This window comes from Archangium violaceum (assembly GCF_016887565.1).
GTDB lineage: Bacteria > Myxococcota > Myxococcia > Myxococcales > Myxococcaceae > Archangium > Archangium violaceum_B.
Window position 1 is genome coordinate 4281685 of record NZ_CP069396.1, and the last position, 14249, is coordinate 4295933.

14 protein-coding genes are annotated in these 14249 nt (G+C 67.0%); 4 read left to right on the forward strand and 10 right to left on the reverse strand.

Going from position 1 to position 14249, the window contains the following annotated elements; translation table 11 throughout:
• Nucleotides 1-62 precede the first annotated feature (62 nt).
• A complete protein-coding gene (locus tag JRI60_RS17745) occupies nt 63-590 on the forward strand; it encodes a YbaK/EbsC family protein (RefSeq protein ID WP_204227042.1) in 528 nt (175 codons plus the stop codon).
• A gap of 84 nt (nt 591-674) precedes the next feature.
• On the opposite strand, the gene JRI60_RS17750 is transcribed toward JRI60_RS17745, so the two are convergent.
• From JRI60_RS17750 to JRI60_RS17770, 5 genes are all read right to left on the reverse strand, one after another.
• The gene (locus JRI60_RS17750) at nt 675-1487 is read right to left on the reverse strand and encodes a hypothetical protein (RefSeq protein ID WP_204227043.1); all 813 of its coding nucleotides are present in this window, start codon (nt 1485-1487) and stop codon (nt 675-677) included.
• Between the two features lie 21 nt (nt 1488-1508).
• Nucleotides 1509-2219, reverse strand: coding sequence for a class II glutamine amidotransferase (locus tag JRI60_RS17755; protein ID WP_204227044.1), 711 nt, complete (start codon nt 2217-2219; stop codon nt 1509-1511).
• Between the two features lie 2 nt (nt 2220-2221).
• Complete coding sequence (locus tag JRI60_RS17760; RefSeq protein WP_204227045.1) at nt 2222-3523, reverse strand: ATP-grasp domain-containing protein; 1302 nt, start codon at nt 3521-3523, stop codon at nt 2222-2224.
• Nucleotides 3524-3530: 7 nt separating this feature from the next.
• Entirely contained in the window at nt 3531-4943 is a 1413-nt protein-coding gene (locus JRI60_RS17765; protein ID WP_204227046.1) for a hypothetical protein, read from the reverse strand.
• Between the two features lie 251 nt (nt 4944-5194).
• Complete coding sequence (locus JRI60_RS17770; protein ID WP_239470584.1) at nt 5195-6271, reverse strand: GlxA family transcriptional regulator; 1077 nt, start codon at nt 6269-6271, stop codon at nt 5195-5197.
• Here JRI60_RS17770 and JRI60_RS17775 point away from each other — a divergent pair.
• From JRI60_RS17775 to JRI60_RS17785, 3 genes are all read left to right on the forward strand, one after another.
• Nucleotides 6255-7004: an SDR family oxidoreductase gene (locus JRI60_RS17775; RefSeq protein WP_204227047.1), complete on the forward strand. Its 750-nt coding sequence runs from the start codon at nt 6255-6257 to the stop codon at nt 7002-7004. The genes JRI60_RS17770 and JRI60_RS17775 overlap by 17 nt on opposite strands.
• Before the next feature lie 413 nt (nt 7005-7417).
• Nucleotides 7418-8857, forward strand: a complete 1440-nt coding sequence (sitA5, locus tag JRI60_RS17780) for a SitA5 family polymorphic toxin (RefSeq protein ID WP_430384385.1) — start codon at nt 7418-7420, stop codon at nt 8855-8857.
• Nucleotides 8851-9339: a DUF2019 domain-containing protein gene (locus JRI60_RS17785; protein ID WP_204227049.1), complete on the forward strand. Its 489-nt coding sequence runs from the start codon at nt 8851-8853 to the stop codon at nt 9337-9339. Before sitA5 ends, JRI60_RS17785 begins: the two co-directional genes overlap by 7 nt.
• A gap of 40 nt (nt 9340-9379) precedes the next feature.
• Here the strand turns inward: JRI60_RS17785 and JRI60_RS17790 are convergent, their stop codons facing one another.
• The 5 genes from JRI60_RS17790 to JRI60_RS17810 all read right to left on the reverse strand — a co-directional run bounded on the left by JRI60_RS17790 (nt 9380) and on the right by JRI60_RS17810 (nt 13941).
• Entirely contained in the window at nt 9380-9523 is a 144-nt protein-coding gene (locus tag JRI60_RS17790; protein WP_204227050.1) for a hypothetical protein, read from the reverse strand.
• Between the two features lie 50 nt (nt 9524-9573).
• Nucleotides 9574-10779: a DUF1624 domain-containing protein gene (locus tag JRI60_RS17795; protein ID WP_204227051.1), complete on the reverse strand. Its 1206-nt coding sequence runs from the start codon at nt 10777-10779 to the stop codon at nt 9574-9576.
• Nucleotides 10780-10923: 144 nt separating this feature from the next.
• A complete protein-coding gene (locus tag JRI60_RS17800; RefSeq protein WP_239470585.1) occupies nt 10924-11961 on the reverse strand; it encodes a ketoacyl-ACP synthase III family protein in 1038 nt (345 codons plus the stop codon).
• A gap of 11 nt (nt 11962-11972) precedes the next feature.
• On the reverse strand, nt 11973-13523 hold the full coding sequence (locus JRI60_RS17805) for an AMP-binding protein (RefSeq protein WP_204227053.1): 1551 nt from the start codon (nt 13521-13523) through the stop codon (nt 11973-11975).
• 10 nt (nt 13524-13533) lie between these two features.
• Nucleotides 13534-13941: a nuclear transport factor 2 family protein gene (locus JRI60_RS17810; RefSeq protein ID WP_204227054.1), complete on the reverse strand. Its 408-nt coding sequence runs from the start codon at nt 13939-13941 to the stop codon at nt 13534-13536.
• Nucleotides 13942-14249 lie beyond the last annotated feature (308 nt).

Sequence of the window (14249 nt, forward strand, 5' to 3'; positions counted from 1 at the left end):
CCAGGTCACAAGTTCACGCCAGCACCTCCATCCCCCCAGGGGGTTTTGAACCCATCAGGAGGATGAAGAGCGTGATTTCCACCAACACGGCGCAGTTGGAGACAGTCGAAGCGAGCAGCGATGTCCACGAGCAGTTGATCACCTTGTTACAGCACCATAACGCCACCTTCCGGGTCATGGAGCATCCGCCCGAGGGGCAGACAGAGCTCGCCAGCCTCCTTCGCGGGCACTCGCTGTCCCAGGCCGCGAAGTCGCTGGTGTTGATGGTGAAGCAAGGCAAGCGCGTGAGCCGGTACTTCCTCTGTGTCGTGCCTGGCGACTATCGGGTGGACATGGCCATGGTGAAGCGGTTGGTCAGTGGAACGTACGCCGCCCTCGCGCCCGCGAACCACGCCGAGCGACTGACCGGCTGCACCATGGGCGCGGTTCCTCCTGTCTCGCTCCACCCGGACCTGGAGCTGCTCGTGGATCCCAAGCTGCTGGAGAACCAGGAGATCGTCTTCAACTCGGGCCGCCTGGACCGCTCCATCTTCCTTGCCCGGGATTGCTACGTCCGCATCTTCAAGCCCTGGGTGTCCCGCATCACTTGACCTTCGACACCTCGGGGCCCACTCCGCCAACGGCGAGTGGACCCCGAGGCGCGCCGGCGAGGCAATGCCGGACACGGGGACCCATCAGCTCCAGATCACCGCTTCATCCAGCCCATCCCCAGGCAACCCGATGAAGAAGCCCAGCGTCAGCCGATTCGAGCCGCCCACCCGCTCGATGGCGTGGTAGTAGGTCGGGTTGAGCAGATACACGTCGCCCGTGTGCGGTTTGAAGACGTTGCAGGCATGCCCCCGGACCACCTGCTCGTCGTACCCCAGGCCTCCCGGGATTTTGTAGACCTCGTCTTCCGGATGCCACTGCTTGCGGTAGTGGTACAGCTCGCCTCCGGTGTCGCACTCCTGGATGCATACCACGCAGCTCAACTGCTGCTTGAGCCGTGCCAGCAGCAGCGGGGTGCTGGCCGCATCGCGCATGACGTTGTCGTTGTGCAAGGGATTGCGGACCCCGTCGGCATGAATCCGCACGATGCACTCGGCGTAGCAGCGGCCGTCTGGCTCGCGGGCGGTCTCGAACGAGCGCAGCCCCAGCACCTCCTTGAGGCGTGCTCGCACGCGCTCCGCCAGGTCGAACTGGATGCGCTTGAAGAGCGCTCGGGTCTCGTCTGCCTCCTCGAAGTAGCGGGCCGGGTCAGGCAGGAACCTGGCCAGATAGGGGCCCAGGGTGGTGAGGGTTCCGTTGCTGTAGCGCGTGGTGGAGGCACGCGCTAGCTGGGCCTCGAGGAGCTGCTGATTGGTGTCGAAGACACCACGAGGCAACAGGTCCTTCAGCACCACCACGCTGGTGTCACCATCGACGAGCTGCCCGAGCACGTGGGGACCCAGGCGTGCGCCAGGTCCCGCGGGGTAGACGACACTCTTCCAGCTTCCCATCTCTTGCATGTGCACGTTCTCCGTCCTCGCTCAATCAAGGGGAATTTCGAAAATCCGCTGGGGGGGCAATGGCTCCCAGCGCTCGGGGGGCCCGAGCGCGGGGATGATCTCCGAGGAGAAGATGAGGGACTCCGGCCCGACCAGCCGGTGCATGGTGAAGTAGCGAGGGCAGGGTGTCGGGGAGGGCGTCCAGTGAATGAGGTAGGCCCGTCTGGGATTGACCACGATGGCATTGCCCGAGGTGCCTCCGGGCGGCAGCGCTCTCAGCTTCTCGAGCGTGGTGTGCGCATCCAGCGAGTCATGCCGCGCGTCCACCACGTACTCGAAGTACTCCCCCGTATCGAAGTGGGAGCGCTCTCGCCCCAGCAGCGTGTACACCGAGGGCAGGTAACCATTGTGCATGAAGTACCAGGGGCCCGCCGGGCCGTGTTTCTCCAAGGGGTGGGTGAACTCCAGGCCCCGGGTGTGAGGCAGGGTGGCGTGGCGCACATGCAAGGCCATGAAGTTCGTCTCCACCTGGGCGATGGAAGACGCCTCCACACTGCGAGAGATGGGACGTGTGTCGCGGTGCACCGCCAGCCGGTGCGCGGCACCGGCCTCCCTCCACACCGCCCCCCAACCATTGGGATGGCAGCGGGTGGGACCCTCGTGGTCCGCCGTGTGGCCCTCGCTCATGGAGATGGCCGCGGAGACGAGGGAACGAGCGCGGAAGCGTCCCTGGGCCAGGATGAGACGGCACACGGTCAGGCTCCCAACCGCGCCGAGATGCAGCCGGCGAGAGCGTGGCGCACCGAGTCCAGGGTGCGGCCGTAGACGGTGATGCGGCCCGTGAATCCGACATGGCGCAGCTTGTCCGAGGCCAGGGTCTCCTCGTCCGCGGCGGGGCTGGAGGGAGCGGGGGGCGGAATGCGCCGCACTTCCCCTCGCACGCCCTGGGAGAGGAGCCGCTCGCCCGCGCGCAGCTCGTCCTCGGAGGTGCACGTCACCTGGCCCACGCAGGCGCCGGGGCCCTCGCGTACCGGAGCCAGCTCCGGAGCACGCTCGCCCAGGCAGGCCTCGAAGACCATGTCCGCCCACTTCATCCCGGTGGTCTTCTCCACCAGCGCCACGAGTCCTCCGCCGGAGAGGCGGAAACCCATCTCCACGAAGAAGGCACCGCGAGCGTTCTGGATGATGTCCACATGGAAGGGGCCCTGGCGGTAGCCAGTGGCGTCCAGACAGGCCTGGGCGAGCGCACGCAGGGCCGGAGCGGCCTGAGCCCCGTGGGTCGCCAGGTGACCGGCCTCCCGGAAGCCGCGCAGCCCGGTGTCTGGCGTCACCTCGTGGGTAATGAACTTCTCGCAGGTGGTGAGGAGGTAGGCGCGGCCCTCCCAGGCCAGGCCCTGGAGGGAGTGCTCACGCCCGTCGATGAACTCCTCGATGAGCACCCGGGTGAAAGGGCTTCCATCGTAATTGGCGAGCGCCCCCAGCCGCGTCAGGGCCTGGTCGCGCTGCGAGGCGTCCTCCACGAGGAAGACCCCCAGGCCTCCGCCACCGTTGGAGGGCTTGATGACCTGGGGGAATCCCACGCGAGACAGGGCTTCCGCGGCCTCCGGGGCACCCAGGGTGAAGCGGGCGTAGCGCGGCTGAAGTACCTCGGGGCGCTTGCGTGTGAGCGCGTCCCGCTGCCCCCACTTGTCCACCGGGCGGAAGGCGCCGTCCACCTGGTGGCCACGGGCGCGCGGCCCCAGCAGGGCCGCGAGGGTAAAGGCGCTGGAGACGTATCGCTCGAAGCCAGCCAGCACCAGGGCCGTCCCCGCGGAGTGCCCATGCGACTCCAGCGCCTGGAGGACCTCGTCCGCCCGCGCGGGGTGCGCCACCGGCAGCTCCTCGTCGAAAGGCCGGCGGCCGAGCTGCTGGCGCCAACGTAGATACGCGGGCGTCTCGATGAGCAGGGCGCGCATGCCTCTCTGGCGCGCGGCGTCGAGGTAGGGGTCCAACCCGTCCCGGGTCGCACCGACCTGGACGAAGACTCGTGGGGTGGGGGACTTGGAGGGGAGCAGCATGGGCAGGTCACCGGCCGGAGAGGAGCTCATTCACCACGGGCCCGTTGGCGGCGTGGCGCGTCTGGATGGTTCGCTTGTGCGGATCCCGCTCCAGGATGGCGCCGATGAGCCCCTTGTCCTCCTCGGGGCTCGCCGGGACGAGCGGGCGTTGGTAGAGGGTGCGAAGCTGCGAGAGGCTCAGGCCACTGAGCCGCTCCAGGGAGTGCTGGAGCCCACGGCTGGCAGCGTGCACCTCGCCTCCGCGCAGGAGCGCGTGGAGGTCCTCGAGGTGCCGGGCCAGCGAGGGCTGCTCGCGCGAGAGGTAGTGCGCCAGCCCTTGTCCCGTTCCCGCGAAGGGCGAGTAGACCATGCAGACGAGCTGCTCCTCGCTCAGCCCGAAGGAGTCCAGGGCGAAGGCCCCCATCGCGGTGCGCATCCGGGCCACGCCCGCCGCGTCCGCGTAGCGCTTCACCATCTCGTCGATGAGCGCCTGGGGAAACTGCTTGTGGCGCATCAGGCCGACCGCGAAGCTCACGTACTCCTGGATGCCCTCGGCATAGGTCCTCCCGTAGAGACGCTCACACTTGAGTCCCCGCAGGTGCGCCATCAGCGCCGGATTGCCGCAGTCCGACTCCGTGAAGCTGAAGGCGATGGCGTCGAACTCGAAGCCAAGGTACTCGGTGAGCAGCCTCCAGTGGCTCGCGGCGTCGTAGGCGGTGTCGTCGTAGATGGAGAAGAAGGCCATGCCCTGGCGCACGCCCTTCTCCACCCGCCGGGCGTGGATCGCTTGCGTCGAGTCATCGCCGTGGATGTCGCGGAAATACGCCTGGGAGATGTTGTCCGTCGCCTCGAGGAAGCCCCTGAAGCCGTTGCCCTCCACGGAGGACAGGCCATACCGCCGGGCCAGCCGGTGTACCCAGACGGAGTAGGCGCGCTGCTCCTTGCGCGAATCTCCCGTGACGATGAGGTCCACCCCGCCCGCATGGGAAGCGGCCAGGCCGAAGGCGTTGACCATGCTGAGGTTGCAGGCATTGCAGAACGTGGGCCGCGCGTCCGCCCGCGTCCGGTGGCCCGTCATCAGGATGTCCTCGCGGTTGCGCTGGACGACCGCCTTGCCCAGGGCCGCATCCACCTGGAAGGGCTGGACCTCGTTGCCCTCGACCAGGAGGGGCTCGCAGCCCGGATCCTCCAGGATGCCCAACGCCTTGTACGTGCGGTGGATGTTCTCCATCACCGCCCGGGGCATTCCGGCATGCCGGTTGGTCACCACCCGCATCCGAAACGTGCTTCCGTAGACCTGGAAGAGCAGCAGCTGGATGCCGCGGACGAATGCCAGCATGTAGGAGCTGTCCTTGCCGCCGCCGTAGGCCACCAGGACGACGTTCTTCTCGAGCGCGCCCGGGTCCGGGAGTGCCGCGTACAGCTTGAGCGCACACCGCATGACTCCGTTGATCTGAGCGGGAGTCAGAAAGGTCCTGAGCTGACGAAATGCCTCCTCACGCACGTGCCGCATGCAGCCTCCCGCACGCCGCGATTCAGTGCTTCGGTGACGTGCTGAGGAGATGGAGAGTGTCAGCCATCAATTGTGAGGGCGCTGGAACGCGACGACGCGATGAGCACGAAGGAGACGGGGCACGGCCAGTCCGGGTGCCTGGTCGGCGAGCAGGTACGTGGTGCCCAGGCCCCGGCCCGCTACGTCGCGAACCGCTTCCGGTAATCCCTCGGCGAGATGGAAAGGTTGCGCTGGAAGGTCACCCGCATCCTTTCCTCGTTCCCGAAGCCGCACACACGGGCGATCTGATCGACGTTGCGCTTCGACTCCTCCAGCATCCTCTTGGCCGCCTCCAGCCTCAGGATTTCAACGGCCTTCGCCGGGGTGCGGCCGGTCTTCTGCTTGTAGACGCGCGCGAAGTTGCGCGGGCTCATGCTGGCTCTCGCGGCCAGCGTCTCGACCGTGAGGTTGTCGCTGCCCAGGTTGTCCGAGATCCACAGGTGCAGCTCATCGAAGGCGGCGCTGTCCTTCGTCTGCGACCGCAGCAGCTCGCTGAACTGCGACTGCGCGCCAGGCCGCTTCAGGAAGACGACCAGTTCCCTTGCCACCTTCATGGCGATGTCATGCCCATGGTCCGCCTCCACCAGGGCCAGGGCGAGGTCGATGCCCGCACTGACGCCGGCTGAGGTCCACACGGAGTCTTCACGGACGAAGAGCGCGTCGCGGTCGAGCTTGATCGAGGGGAAGCGCTCACGCAGCAGGTCGCACATGGCCCAGTGTGTTGCCGCGCGCTTTCCGTGAAGCAGTCCGGCTTGCGCCAGCAGGAAGGTGCCACTGCAGACCGATGCGGTGCGGCGGGTCGATTTCGCCTTCAGCCGCAGCCATTCGAGCAGTTGCCCCGAGCGGGCCAGCGCCTGTTCGATGTTCGGCGAGCCGGGAACGACGAGGGTGTCCACCTTGACTCGCGTGAACGCGGCGAGCGGCGACGTCTGTAACGCGACGCCTTCCGCCGTCCGCACCAGCCCGCCGTCCAGGCTCACCGTGTGGCGGATGTACCCGGGCCCTCCGCGCTCCGCCAAGGCCTTCGACGCCGCCCAGAACACTGTCTGGGGCCCCGTCAGGTCCAGCAACCCCATGTCGGGAAAGGCGACGAAGAGCACGGTGCGCTGCCCGCCGGAAGTTGGCGGAAATTCCGGGTTATCTGTCATGGCTGCCAGAGCCTTCCATCCGTACGTTCCCGCCGTCAACTGAGAGGCAATCATGAAAATCGTAGTCATCGGGGGCACGGGCCTCATCGGAACGAAGCTGGTGAAGAGGCTTCGCGGGCAAGGCCACGAGGTGGTGGCGGCGGCGCCCAGCTCGGGCGTCAATACCCTCACGGGCGAGGGCCTGGCGGAGGCGCTCGCGGGCGCGCGGGTGGTCGTCGATGTAGCGAACTCACCGTCGTTCGAAGACAAGGCCGTGCTGGAGTTCTTCGAGACCTCGGGACGCAATCTCCTGGCGGCGGAAGAGAAGGCCGGCGTGAAGCACCACGTCGCGCTGTCGGTGGTCGGCACCGATCGGCTTCTGGGGAGCGGCTACTTCCGCGGCAAGATGGCGCAGGAAAAGCTGATCACCGCCGGCAAGATCCCGTACACCCTCGTGCGCGCGACGCAGTTCTTCGAGTTCATGGGCGGCATCGCCCAGGCGGGAGCGGAAGGGGAGACGGTGCGCCTTTCCACGGCGCTCATGCAGCCCATCGCGTCGGACGACGTGGCGGACGCGGTGGCCGAGGCGGCGCTGGGCGCGCCGGTCCATGGCATCGTCGAAGTGGCCGGGCCGGAGCGTGTGCGCCTCGTCGACGTGGTCCAGCGTTACATGAACGCGAAGCAGGACGGGCGCAAGGTCATCGCCGACGCTCACGCGCGCTACTTTGGCGTGGAGCTGGACGACAGAGCGCTCACGCCGGGCGACAACGCGCGTGTCGGGCCAACGCGGTTCGAGGAGTGGCTCCGCCGTTCCGCGGCGTAGGCGAGGACTGGGCGCATGGCCCGGTGCCCGGACGATCTACGCGGCCGCTCGGGACGGCATCGCGACGTGCAACGGCGGAGGGGACGTGCTCCTGGTGGTCGTCCGGTTCGCGTTCGCGGCGGAACACGCGGACCTGCTCTTCGGAAGCCTGCCCCCCGTCGTCCTCGTGCGCCAGGCGTCCGATCAGGCCCTTGTCCTGCGTGCCGCGTGGCAAGAGGCACCGACTGTGGAGCACAAGGCCCGGCGCGCGAGTAGAGTATCGCCGTCCCATCCAGTCCCGAGGGATACTCTACCTGCCCGATGGGTTTTCAGCACCTCACCAGACCCGACGGCTTGACCTGCCTGTCAGCCGCTCTCTGTAATTGACGGGTTTGGGCTTCCAACTCGGGCGGCTCGCCCGGAGAGGTGCGGCAATGTCCAGGCATTCTGTCGATACTCGCCCCGTGGACACACGGCGGCCCTTACGCATGGGTGCGCTGGCCCTCGCTGCGTTGATGCTATTTACAGCGTGCGCCACGGGGGCCCCCATGGGTGGAGGGTTGACGGCTTCCCGTTACCGTCCGCCCGTGCCGCACGACTCGCCCGAACCGTGGGCGCTGGAGTCGGAAGCCAAGGTCGGGGGCCAGGGAGAGGCTATCTTCGCCAAGCTGCCCACGGACTTCGCGCCGGTGCAGGTGAGTGACGCCGAGTTTTCGGCGGCCATGACAAACCTTTGGCTTGACATGCCGCTTCGGGTGGCCGCGTCCCGCCCCACTTTGTATGTCGGGCGTAGGCTGGCGTTGGCTTCCGCGCCCTTGAGCGGCGAAGCGTGGCAATCAGACCTGGCCCGGTCCTATGGGCAGTTTTGCGAGCGGTGCGGCACTCCAGGGGATTGTCTGACGCTATTTGAAGACGGGCCCCTCATCCAGGCTGACGACAAGCGTAGTCTTGCGCTTGCCTTGGCGGTGGGGCCAGCCCTGGAAGGAGTAAACGCGGAAGTGCGAGCCATGCTCGACCCTACACGAATGCTCGCGATGATTAGCATTGGTATCACGGTTTATATGGCGCTGCTGCTGGCGCCAGTGCCCGAGCCGGTGACAAAGGGCGCGGCCCTGGTGTTTAGCGCCGCCCTGTGGGGTTATCTCGGGTATGAATTCTTCGATTTGCTGCGGGCCTATGCGCAGCTTTACGAAGATGCGCCCCGGGCCTCGACCTTTGCGGAGCTGCGCGAGATTGGCGAGCGTTTCGGGCGTGTCATCGGTCCTAACAGTGTGCGCATTCTCGTCATCGTGGGGACGGCGGCCATTGGTGAAACGGCGGCTCTCGCTTCCAGGGCCCCGAAGCTCCCCGGATTCGCGCAAGCGTCGGAGAGGGTCGCAACTCGTACCGGGTTGGGCCTGCTGGAGACGGCAACTGGTGCCGAGCGCTTTATTGTCTCTGTGCCAGAGGGGACGATCCGCGTGGTGTTGGCGCCTCATGCCGTGGCCATGGCTGCCCGGGGCGTTGCTGCTGGGAGTCCTGCCCCAAGTCGGGGTAGGCTCCTGCCGAACGGACACAGGGCGTGGGGGTCGTTTGGTGGCTTCAAGTCGGCCATGGGGTCTGCGGGTCCGGGAAATGAATGGCATCACATCGTGGAGCAGACTCCAGGCAACGTGAAGCGGTTCGGGGGCGAGGCTCTACAAAACACCGAGAACATCACTGCGCTAGACAAGACTCTTCACGCCGATGTGAGCCGCCTTTACTCCTCGATTCGCTATGATATTACCGGCTCGTCCACATCGACCGTTCGGAAATGGCTAAGCAGTCAGTCTTACGAAGCGCAGCGAGCGTTTGGTTTTCTTGCAATTAAAAGCGTACAGAGTGGGATATGGTGAAGAGTCTCGAAAAGCTCGTTGAGGAATTTGCTCATCACGTACAGGCCCAGAATGAGGAGATTTTCAAGGGAGACGCGAGGACCGGAAACAAACATGCCAAAAAAGCGCTTGCTGCTTTCATGCAACTCCGCTCTCACGGAAATGTTGGGCGCGATGCGCTCGCGGTGTTGTTCTCACATCCTCGCATGGACGTGCGGGTAATGGCTGCTGTGTTCCTGCTCCGCCATCGGACGGCAGAGGCTAAAGCAGTTTTGGAAGAGGCAGCAAAAGGGCAAGGGTTGGTTCCGTTCGGAGCTTCCGAAGCCTTGAAGCGATGGGCAGAGGGCACTTGGGCCCTGGACCCTGCTGAGGATGGTGCAGGGTCGTCAGAAGAACCCCGCCCGGCACCGCCGAGTAAGCGCAGCCGACCACGCACGGAGCGCACTGCTGCTGACAGACGGAGGGGGAGCAAACGGGACAAGCCCGGCGGTTCACATGGGTAGAGCGCGCGAGGGCGTGGTGGTGAGCGTCAACACGGCTTCGTCAAGGACGCGCGTGTCGTTCGAAGGACAGCATGTCCTCGGTCTCGACCGGAGTCCCGGTGTTGCTGCCCGCGATCGAGCGCTCGCCGAACAGCAGGCTTGAGACCTCGACCTTGAGGGGCTCCGCTCCGGCGCCGACGATCACCAGCCGGCCTCCTGCGCTGAGAGTCGCTCCACCTTAGAGCCGCGATGACCTCACAGATAGCTCATCCAGGCGCTCTGGGTCCGGGCCTTGAGGCTCACGAACCAGCGGCAGGCGAACCACAGCGGAAGCGAAACGACCGCGGCCAGGGTCCAGAGCGAGGGAACGTTCGGGACGCTGAAGAGCGTCCCGTGCGTGGGACCGAAGAGGACGAGGGCCACGCGGTTGAGGCAGTGCAGCAGATAGAGGTGCAGCAGATAGAAGAACAGCGGGGCCGCGCCGAAGGTGGTGAGGAGTGCCAGGAGTCGCGACGGTAGACGTTCCAGCGTCGCGAGCAGCAGCGCCCCCATCCCCAGCGTCAGCAGCAGGAAATCCAGCGACGGCGGGTATTTGGTCAGGTTCAGGAAGGACAGCAGGGTGATGAGCGGCGTTGCTCCTGGCACCCAGGGGACGGGCTCTCCATACACATTGACCACCCGCAGGAGGAGGAAGAGCGTCAGCGCCGCCAGACCCAGGCAGTACAGCCTGAACCGGCGAGCCGCCGGGCTGAGCTGGCTGGAGAACCAAGGCCCCATCCCATGGCCCAACGCGATCACTCCGATCCAGGGGAGGATCGGATAGGACGTGCGCGCACGGGCACCCCAGGGCAGCTCGATGAAGCCGCGCTCGTGGAGGATCGCCCACAAGGTGGCCGCCGGCGTCCCTGCCTCGAACTCGATGGGATCGAGCAGGTTGTGTCCGAAGACGATGGCCAGGCCCACGCCCATCAGCACGGGACCCGGCAACCACAAGAGCCCGGCCAGCGCGACCATCGACAGCCCGATGGCCCAGATGACCTGAAGGTAGTAGGTGGACGCCGGGAACGCGAACGTCCAGGCGAAGTTGATCAGCGTGAGCTCCAGCAGGACGAGGAACAGCCCGCGCTTCAGCAGGAACTCGGAGGCGGCGCGCCGTCCGCCCCGGCGCTGACCGTAGAGCCATGCCGAAAGCCCGGTCAGCGCGACGAATACCGGTGCGCAAAGGTGCGCGGTGAGCCGGGTGAAGAAGAGGCCGGGCGGCGTGGTCGCCACGTTGACTGGATCGCTGACCTGAGCGTGCAGGTAGAAGAACTCGCGCGCATGATCGACGAGCATCAGCAGCATGACGACGCCGCGCAGGGCGTCGATGGTGACGATCCGTCCTGCCCGCCCGCGCCCTTCCGCGGGTGCTCTCTCCGTCGGCTGCCCGTGCACCGGGGCGGCCTGCGCTTGCTGAACCATCTCCCTCGCTCCCGCTGGCACTGCTCTCTCCTTCCGCGGCAAGAGGCTGCAACAGTACATCAGTTGCGAATATGCCGAAGGAGCGCCAGGGGAGCACTGCTGAACGGGGCTATAAGAGCGCGGAGCCCTTGGCGCGCGGGAACGTCACCTCACGTCCTCGACTTCCGCCCAGCGCGGCCGGTGCAGGATCCGCACGGCCATGCACGCGATGTTCGCCCCCGGCCCGGTACCGAGCAGCAGGAGGTTGTCCCCCGCGTTCAGCTCGCCGGAGACGAGGAGGTGGTCCAGCGAGAGCACCTGGTCGCTGGCGCCGACGTGTCCGATGGTGCGGCCGTACTCCCAGGTCAACCTGGACATGGGCAGTCCAAGCGGGACCGCGGCGCGCTCCCGCACCCGCTCCTCGGACCAGTTGACGAAGGCGACCCGGGTGATTGTGGACATGTCCAGGCTCGCCTCCCGGAGGGTCTTGTCGACGACCTCCAGCAGGGTCCTGGCCATCGTCGTCGCCAGTTCTCGCGGGTCCGTGCCCGTGGTCGAGAACCACTGCTCCTTGGCCGTCGCGAGGTCGACCTTGGTGCCCAGGGACACCGCCGGCGGGAACAGGGGGGCCGATCCCCGGTGCCTCTCCTCGTACTGGGGCAGTGTCACCGAGTTGATCGACTCCAGGCGTGCGAAACCGGTGTTCCTGGTGAGCAGCAGCGCGCACGCACCGTCGCCGAACAGGGAGTGCGGGCTGGACCGCCAGCGGTCGAACAGCGGGGAGTTGTAGTTGTCCGCCGCGGTGATCAGGGAGGCCGTGTGCTCCGGCGCCGCCATCAGGTGAGCCGCGGCCAGCTCGCAGGCGCTGAACAGGCCCATGCAGCCCTGCCGGACCTCCGCCGCGGTCGCCTGTCCGGCGCCGGTGTGCCGCTGGATGTAGAACTGGGGGCTCCAGCTGTGGGGTCCCTGGTACCAGGTGCTGACGTACAGGAGGAGGCTCAGCGCCGCCGGGTCCTGGCCGGCGCGACGCATCGCCTGCCTGCTCGCCCGGAGCGCCATCTCCGGCGCGGGTAGTTCGCCCGCGATCGGGACTCCCGTGATGCCGTACCGCCTGGCCTCGGTCTCGCCCAGATGTCCCTGGGCCACGGCCCACTCGACCGGCACCCGGTCGGGAAGGTGGACCCCGGTCGCACTGATGAACACGCCTGGTGTCTTCATGAGATGTCCCTGTCCGCCCAGTACGGTGCGCGCAGCTCCCGCTTGAGCACCTTGCCGGTGGGCGCCTTCGGCAACTCGGCGACGAACTCCACCGAGCGTGGTTTCTGGTAGGAGGCCAGGTGCTTGCGGGCGACGTCGATGATGTCCTCCGCTGTCGCTGGCCGGTCCGGTCTGAGCACCACGAAGGCCTTCACCGACTCTCCCCACTGCTCGTCGGGCACCCCGATCACCGCGCATTCCAGTACGGCCGGGTGTCTGCCGATCGCCTCCTCCACCTCGACGCTGTAGATCTTCTCCCCACCCGAGATGATCATGTCCTTCAGTCGATCGACGATGTACAGGTAGCGCTCGTCGTCCCAGGTGGCCACATCGCCGGTCCGCATCCACCCGTCCCGGATGGTGGCCGCGGTCAGGTCCGGCCGCCGGAAGTAGCCGAGCATGTTGGCCTCGCCGCGGACCACGATCTCGCCGGGAGTCCTGCCGTCGCGCGGCACGTCGTGGCCGTTCTCGTCGACGACCCGGATCCGGGTGCCGAAGCCCTCGCGGCCACAGGAGCGCAGCCGGTGCGGGTGGCGCCCCCGCAGCGCGTCGCGGTGGTCCTCCTGGGACAGGAACGACATGGTCGCTCCTTCGGTCTGCCCGTAGCCCTGGATCAACCCGCACGGGAAGGCCTCCGCCACCGCGCGCACGATCGCGCTGGGCATCGGGCCGCCGCCGTACTGGATGTTGCGCAGACTCGACAGGTCGTAGGTGTCGAACCCCGGCACCGCCAGCATCCAGTTGAGCATCGTGGTGATGCCGAGGAACGCCGAGACCCGCTCCTGCTCGATGACCTCCAGCGCCTGCCGGGCGTCGAAGTTCATCAGCACCACGGGGCAGCCGTGGGCCAGGTAGTTCATCGAGAGCACCACGGGGATGTGGAACATCTGCCCGGTGAGCAGGTAGACGTCCGAGGGCACGATCCGCTCCGCCACCGTCTGGTTGAGCATCCCAGCGGCCGCACTGCGATGGGAGTGCACCACGCCCTTGGCCGCTCCGGTCGTGCCGCCGGTGTAGAGGATGAACCAGGGGTCGGTATCCTGAACCTGTTCGCTCCAGGGCGGCTCGGCATCCGGCGCCGAGGCGATGAGCTCCTCGTAGCTGCCATCCCCGGAGAGTCCACAGTGGAGCAGGCGCACCAGGTCGACCGTCCGGCCCAGGTCCTCGGCCACGTGCCGGAACTCGGCCGAGGCGACCAGGACGGCGGGTTCGGCGTCGGCGACGAGTGTGCGCAGCGCCTCGGTGGACAGCCGCCAGTTCAGCGGCTGCAGCACCAGGCCCGCGCGGCCCACCGCGAAGTAGAGCTCCTGGTACTCGATGCTGTTGCGGCTGAGCACGGCCACCCGGTCACCGGAGCGCAGTCCCAGTGCCCGCAGGCCGTTGGCCAGCTTGCGCACCCGGGTGTCCAAGGTGGCCCAGTCGATGCGCCGCTGGTGGGTGATGTCGACCAGCGCGGTTCGCCGGGGCGTGAGGGCCGCCCACTTGGCGGGGATCATTCCGAGATTCATCGAGAGGCCATCAGTAGGGGAGGTCGAGCTCGATGTGCCGGGCGCGCAACCGCCAGGACTCCCCGGCCTGGACCACCTCGTCGGTGTAGGTCCCGGTGGACAGCACCTCGAGGCGCCCATCCCGCACCGAGAGCAGTGTCAGGTACGACCGCGCGGTGGCCGTGCCGGGACCGGAGGGGTCAACGACCAGGTTCGTGCACACGTGCCGCCTGCGGTCGTCCTGCGCCGCGGCGGAGTCCCGCATCAGGCGCATGATCTCCGTGTGTCCCCGGAACGGTCCGGCCAGGTCGCCGCCGGCGACTCGCAGGGTCAGCGACGCGTCCGGGGTGAAGCACTCGACGAGCGCGTCCCAGTCGCGGGTGTCGTAGGCCAACGCGTACCTCGCCACCAGGTCGGCGATGGACTCGCGAACGGACATCACGCCGCCTCCGAGAGCGGCGGCGTGTCGGCATGGCGCGGGAAGCCCAGCAGATTCTTGTTGTCCGTAAGCTTGACGATGGACGGCAAGGTCTTGCCGATGCCTTTGGGCATGGTCTTGTCTCGTTTTCTGTTCCGGATGAGGCAGCCGCTATCTCTGTCGAGAGTAGGGGGTCACACCTCGGAAAAGAACACTCGGAAGCCCATGAAAATACTCACCCGAAAGAGGGAGCGAGCGTTCACCGTCCCGGCGACAGCGGAGGAGCGTAGGTCCTACGCCGCCTCCGCCTCGCGGGTGCCGTCCGCTAC

Excerpts from the sequence above, each read along its gene's own strand:
- sitA5 (WP_430384385.1), top strand. The coding sequence starts at position 7,418 with ATGTCCAGGCATTCTGTCGATACTCGCCCCGTGGACACACGGCGGCCC.
- JRI60_RS17750 (WP_204227043.1), bottom strand. The coding sequence starts at position 1,487 with ATGCAAGAGATGGGAAGCTGGAAGAGTGTCGTCTACCCCGCGGGACCT.
- JRI60_RS17785 (WP_204227049.1), top strand. The coding sequence starts at position 8,851 with ATGGTGAAGAGTCTCGAAAAGCTCGTTGAGGAATTTGCTCATCACGTA.
- JRI60_RS17765 (WP_204227046.1), bottom strand. The coding sequence starts at position 4,943 with ATGCGGTGTGCGCTCAAGCTGTACGCGGCACTCCCGGACCCGGGCGCG.
- JRI60_RS17770 (WP_239470584.1), bottom strand. The coding sequence starts at position 6,271 with ATGACTACGATTTTCATGATTGCCTCTCAGTTGACGGCGGGAACGTAC.
- JRI60_RS17745 (WP_204227042.1), top strand. The coding sequence starts at position 63 with ATGAAGAGCGTGATTTCCACCAACACGGCGCAGTTGGAGACAGTCGAA.
- JRI60_RS17760 (WP_204227045.1), bottom strand. The coding sequence starts at position 3,523 with ATGCTGCTCCCCTCCAAGTCCCCCACCCCACGAGTCTTCGTCCAGGTC.
- JRI60_RS17805 (WP_204227053.1), bottom strand. The coding sequence starts at position 13,523 with ATGAATCTCGGAATGATCCCCGCCAAGTGGGCGGCCCTCACGCCCCGG.
- JRI60_RS17775 (WP_204227047.1), top strand. The coding sequence starts at position 6,255 with ATGAAAATCGTAGTCATCGGGGGCACGGGCCTCATCGGAACGAAGCTG.
- JRI60_RS17810 (WP_204227054.1), bottom strand. The coding sequence starts at position 13,941 with ATGTCCGTTCGCGAGTCCATCGCCGACCTGGTGGCGAGGTACGCGTTG.
- JRI60_RS17795 (WP_204227051.1), bottom strand. The coding sequence starts at position 10,779 with ATGGTTCAGCAAGCGCAGGCCGCCCCGGTGCACGGGCAGCCGACGGAG.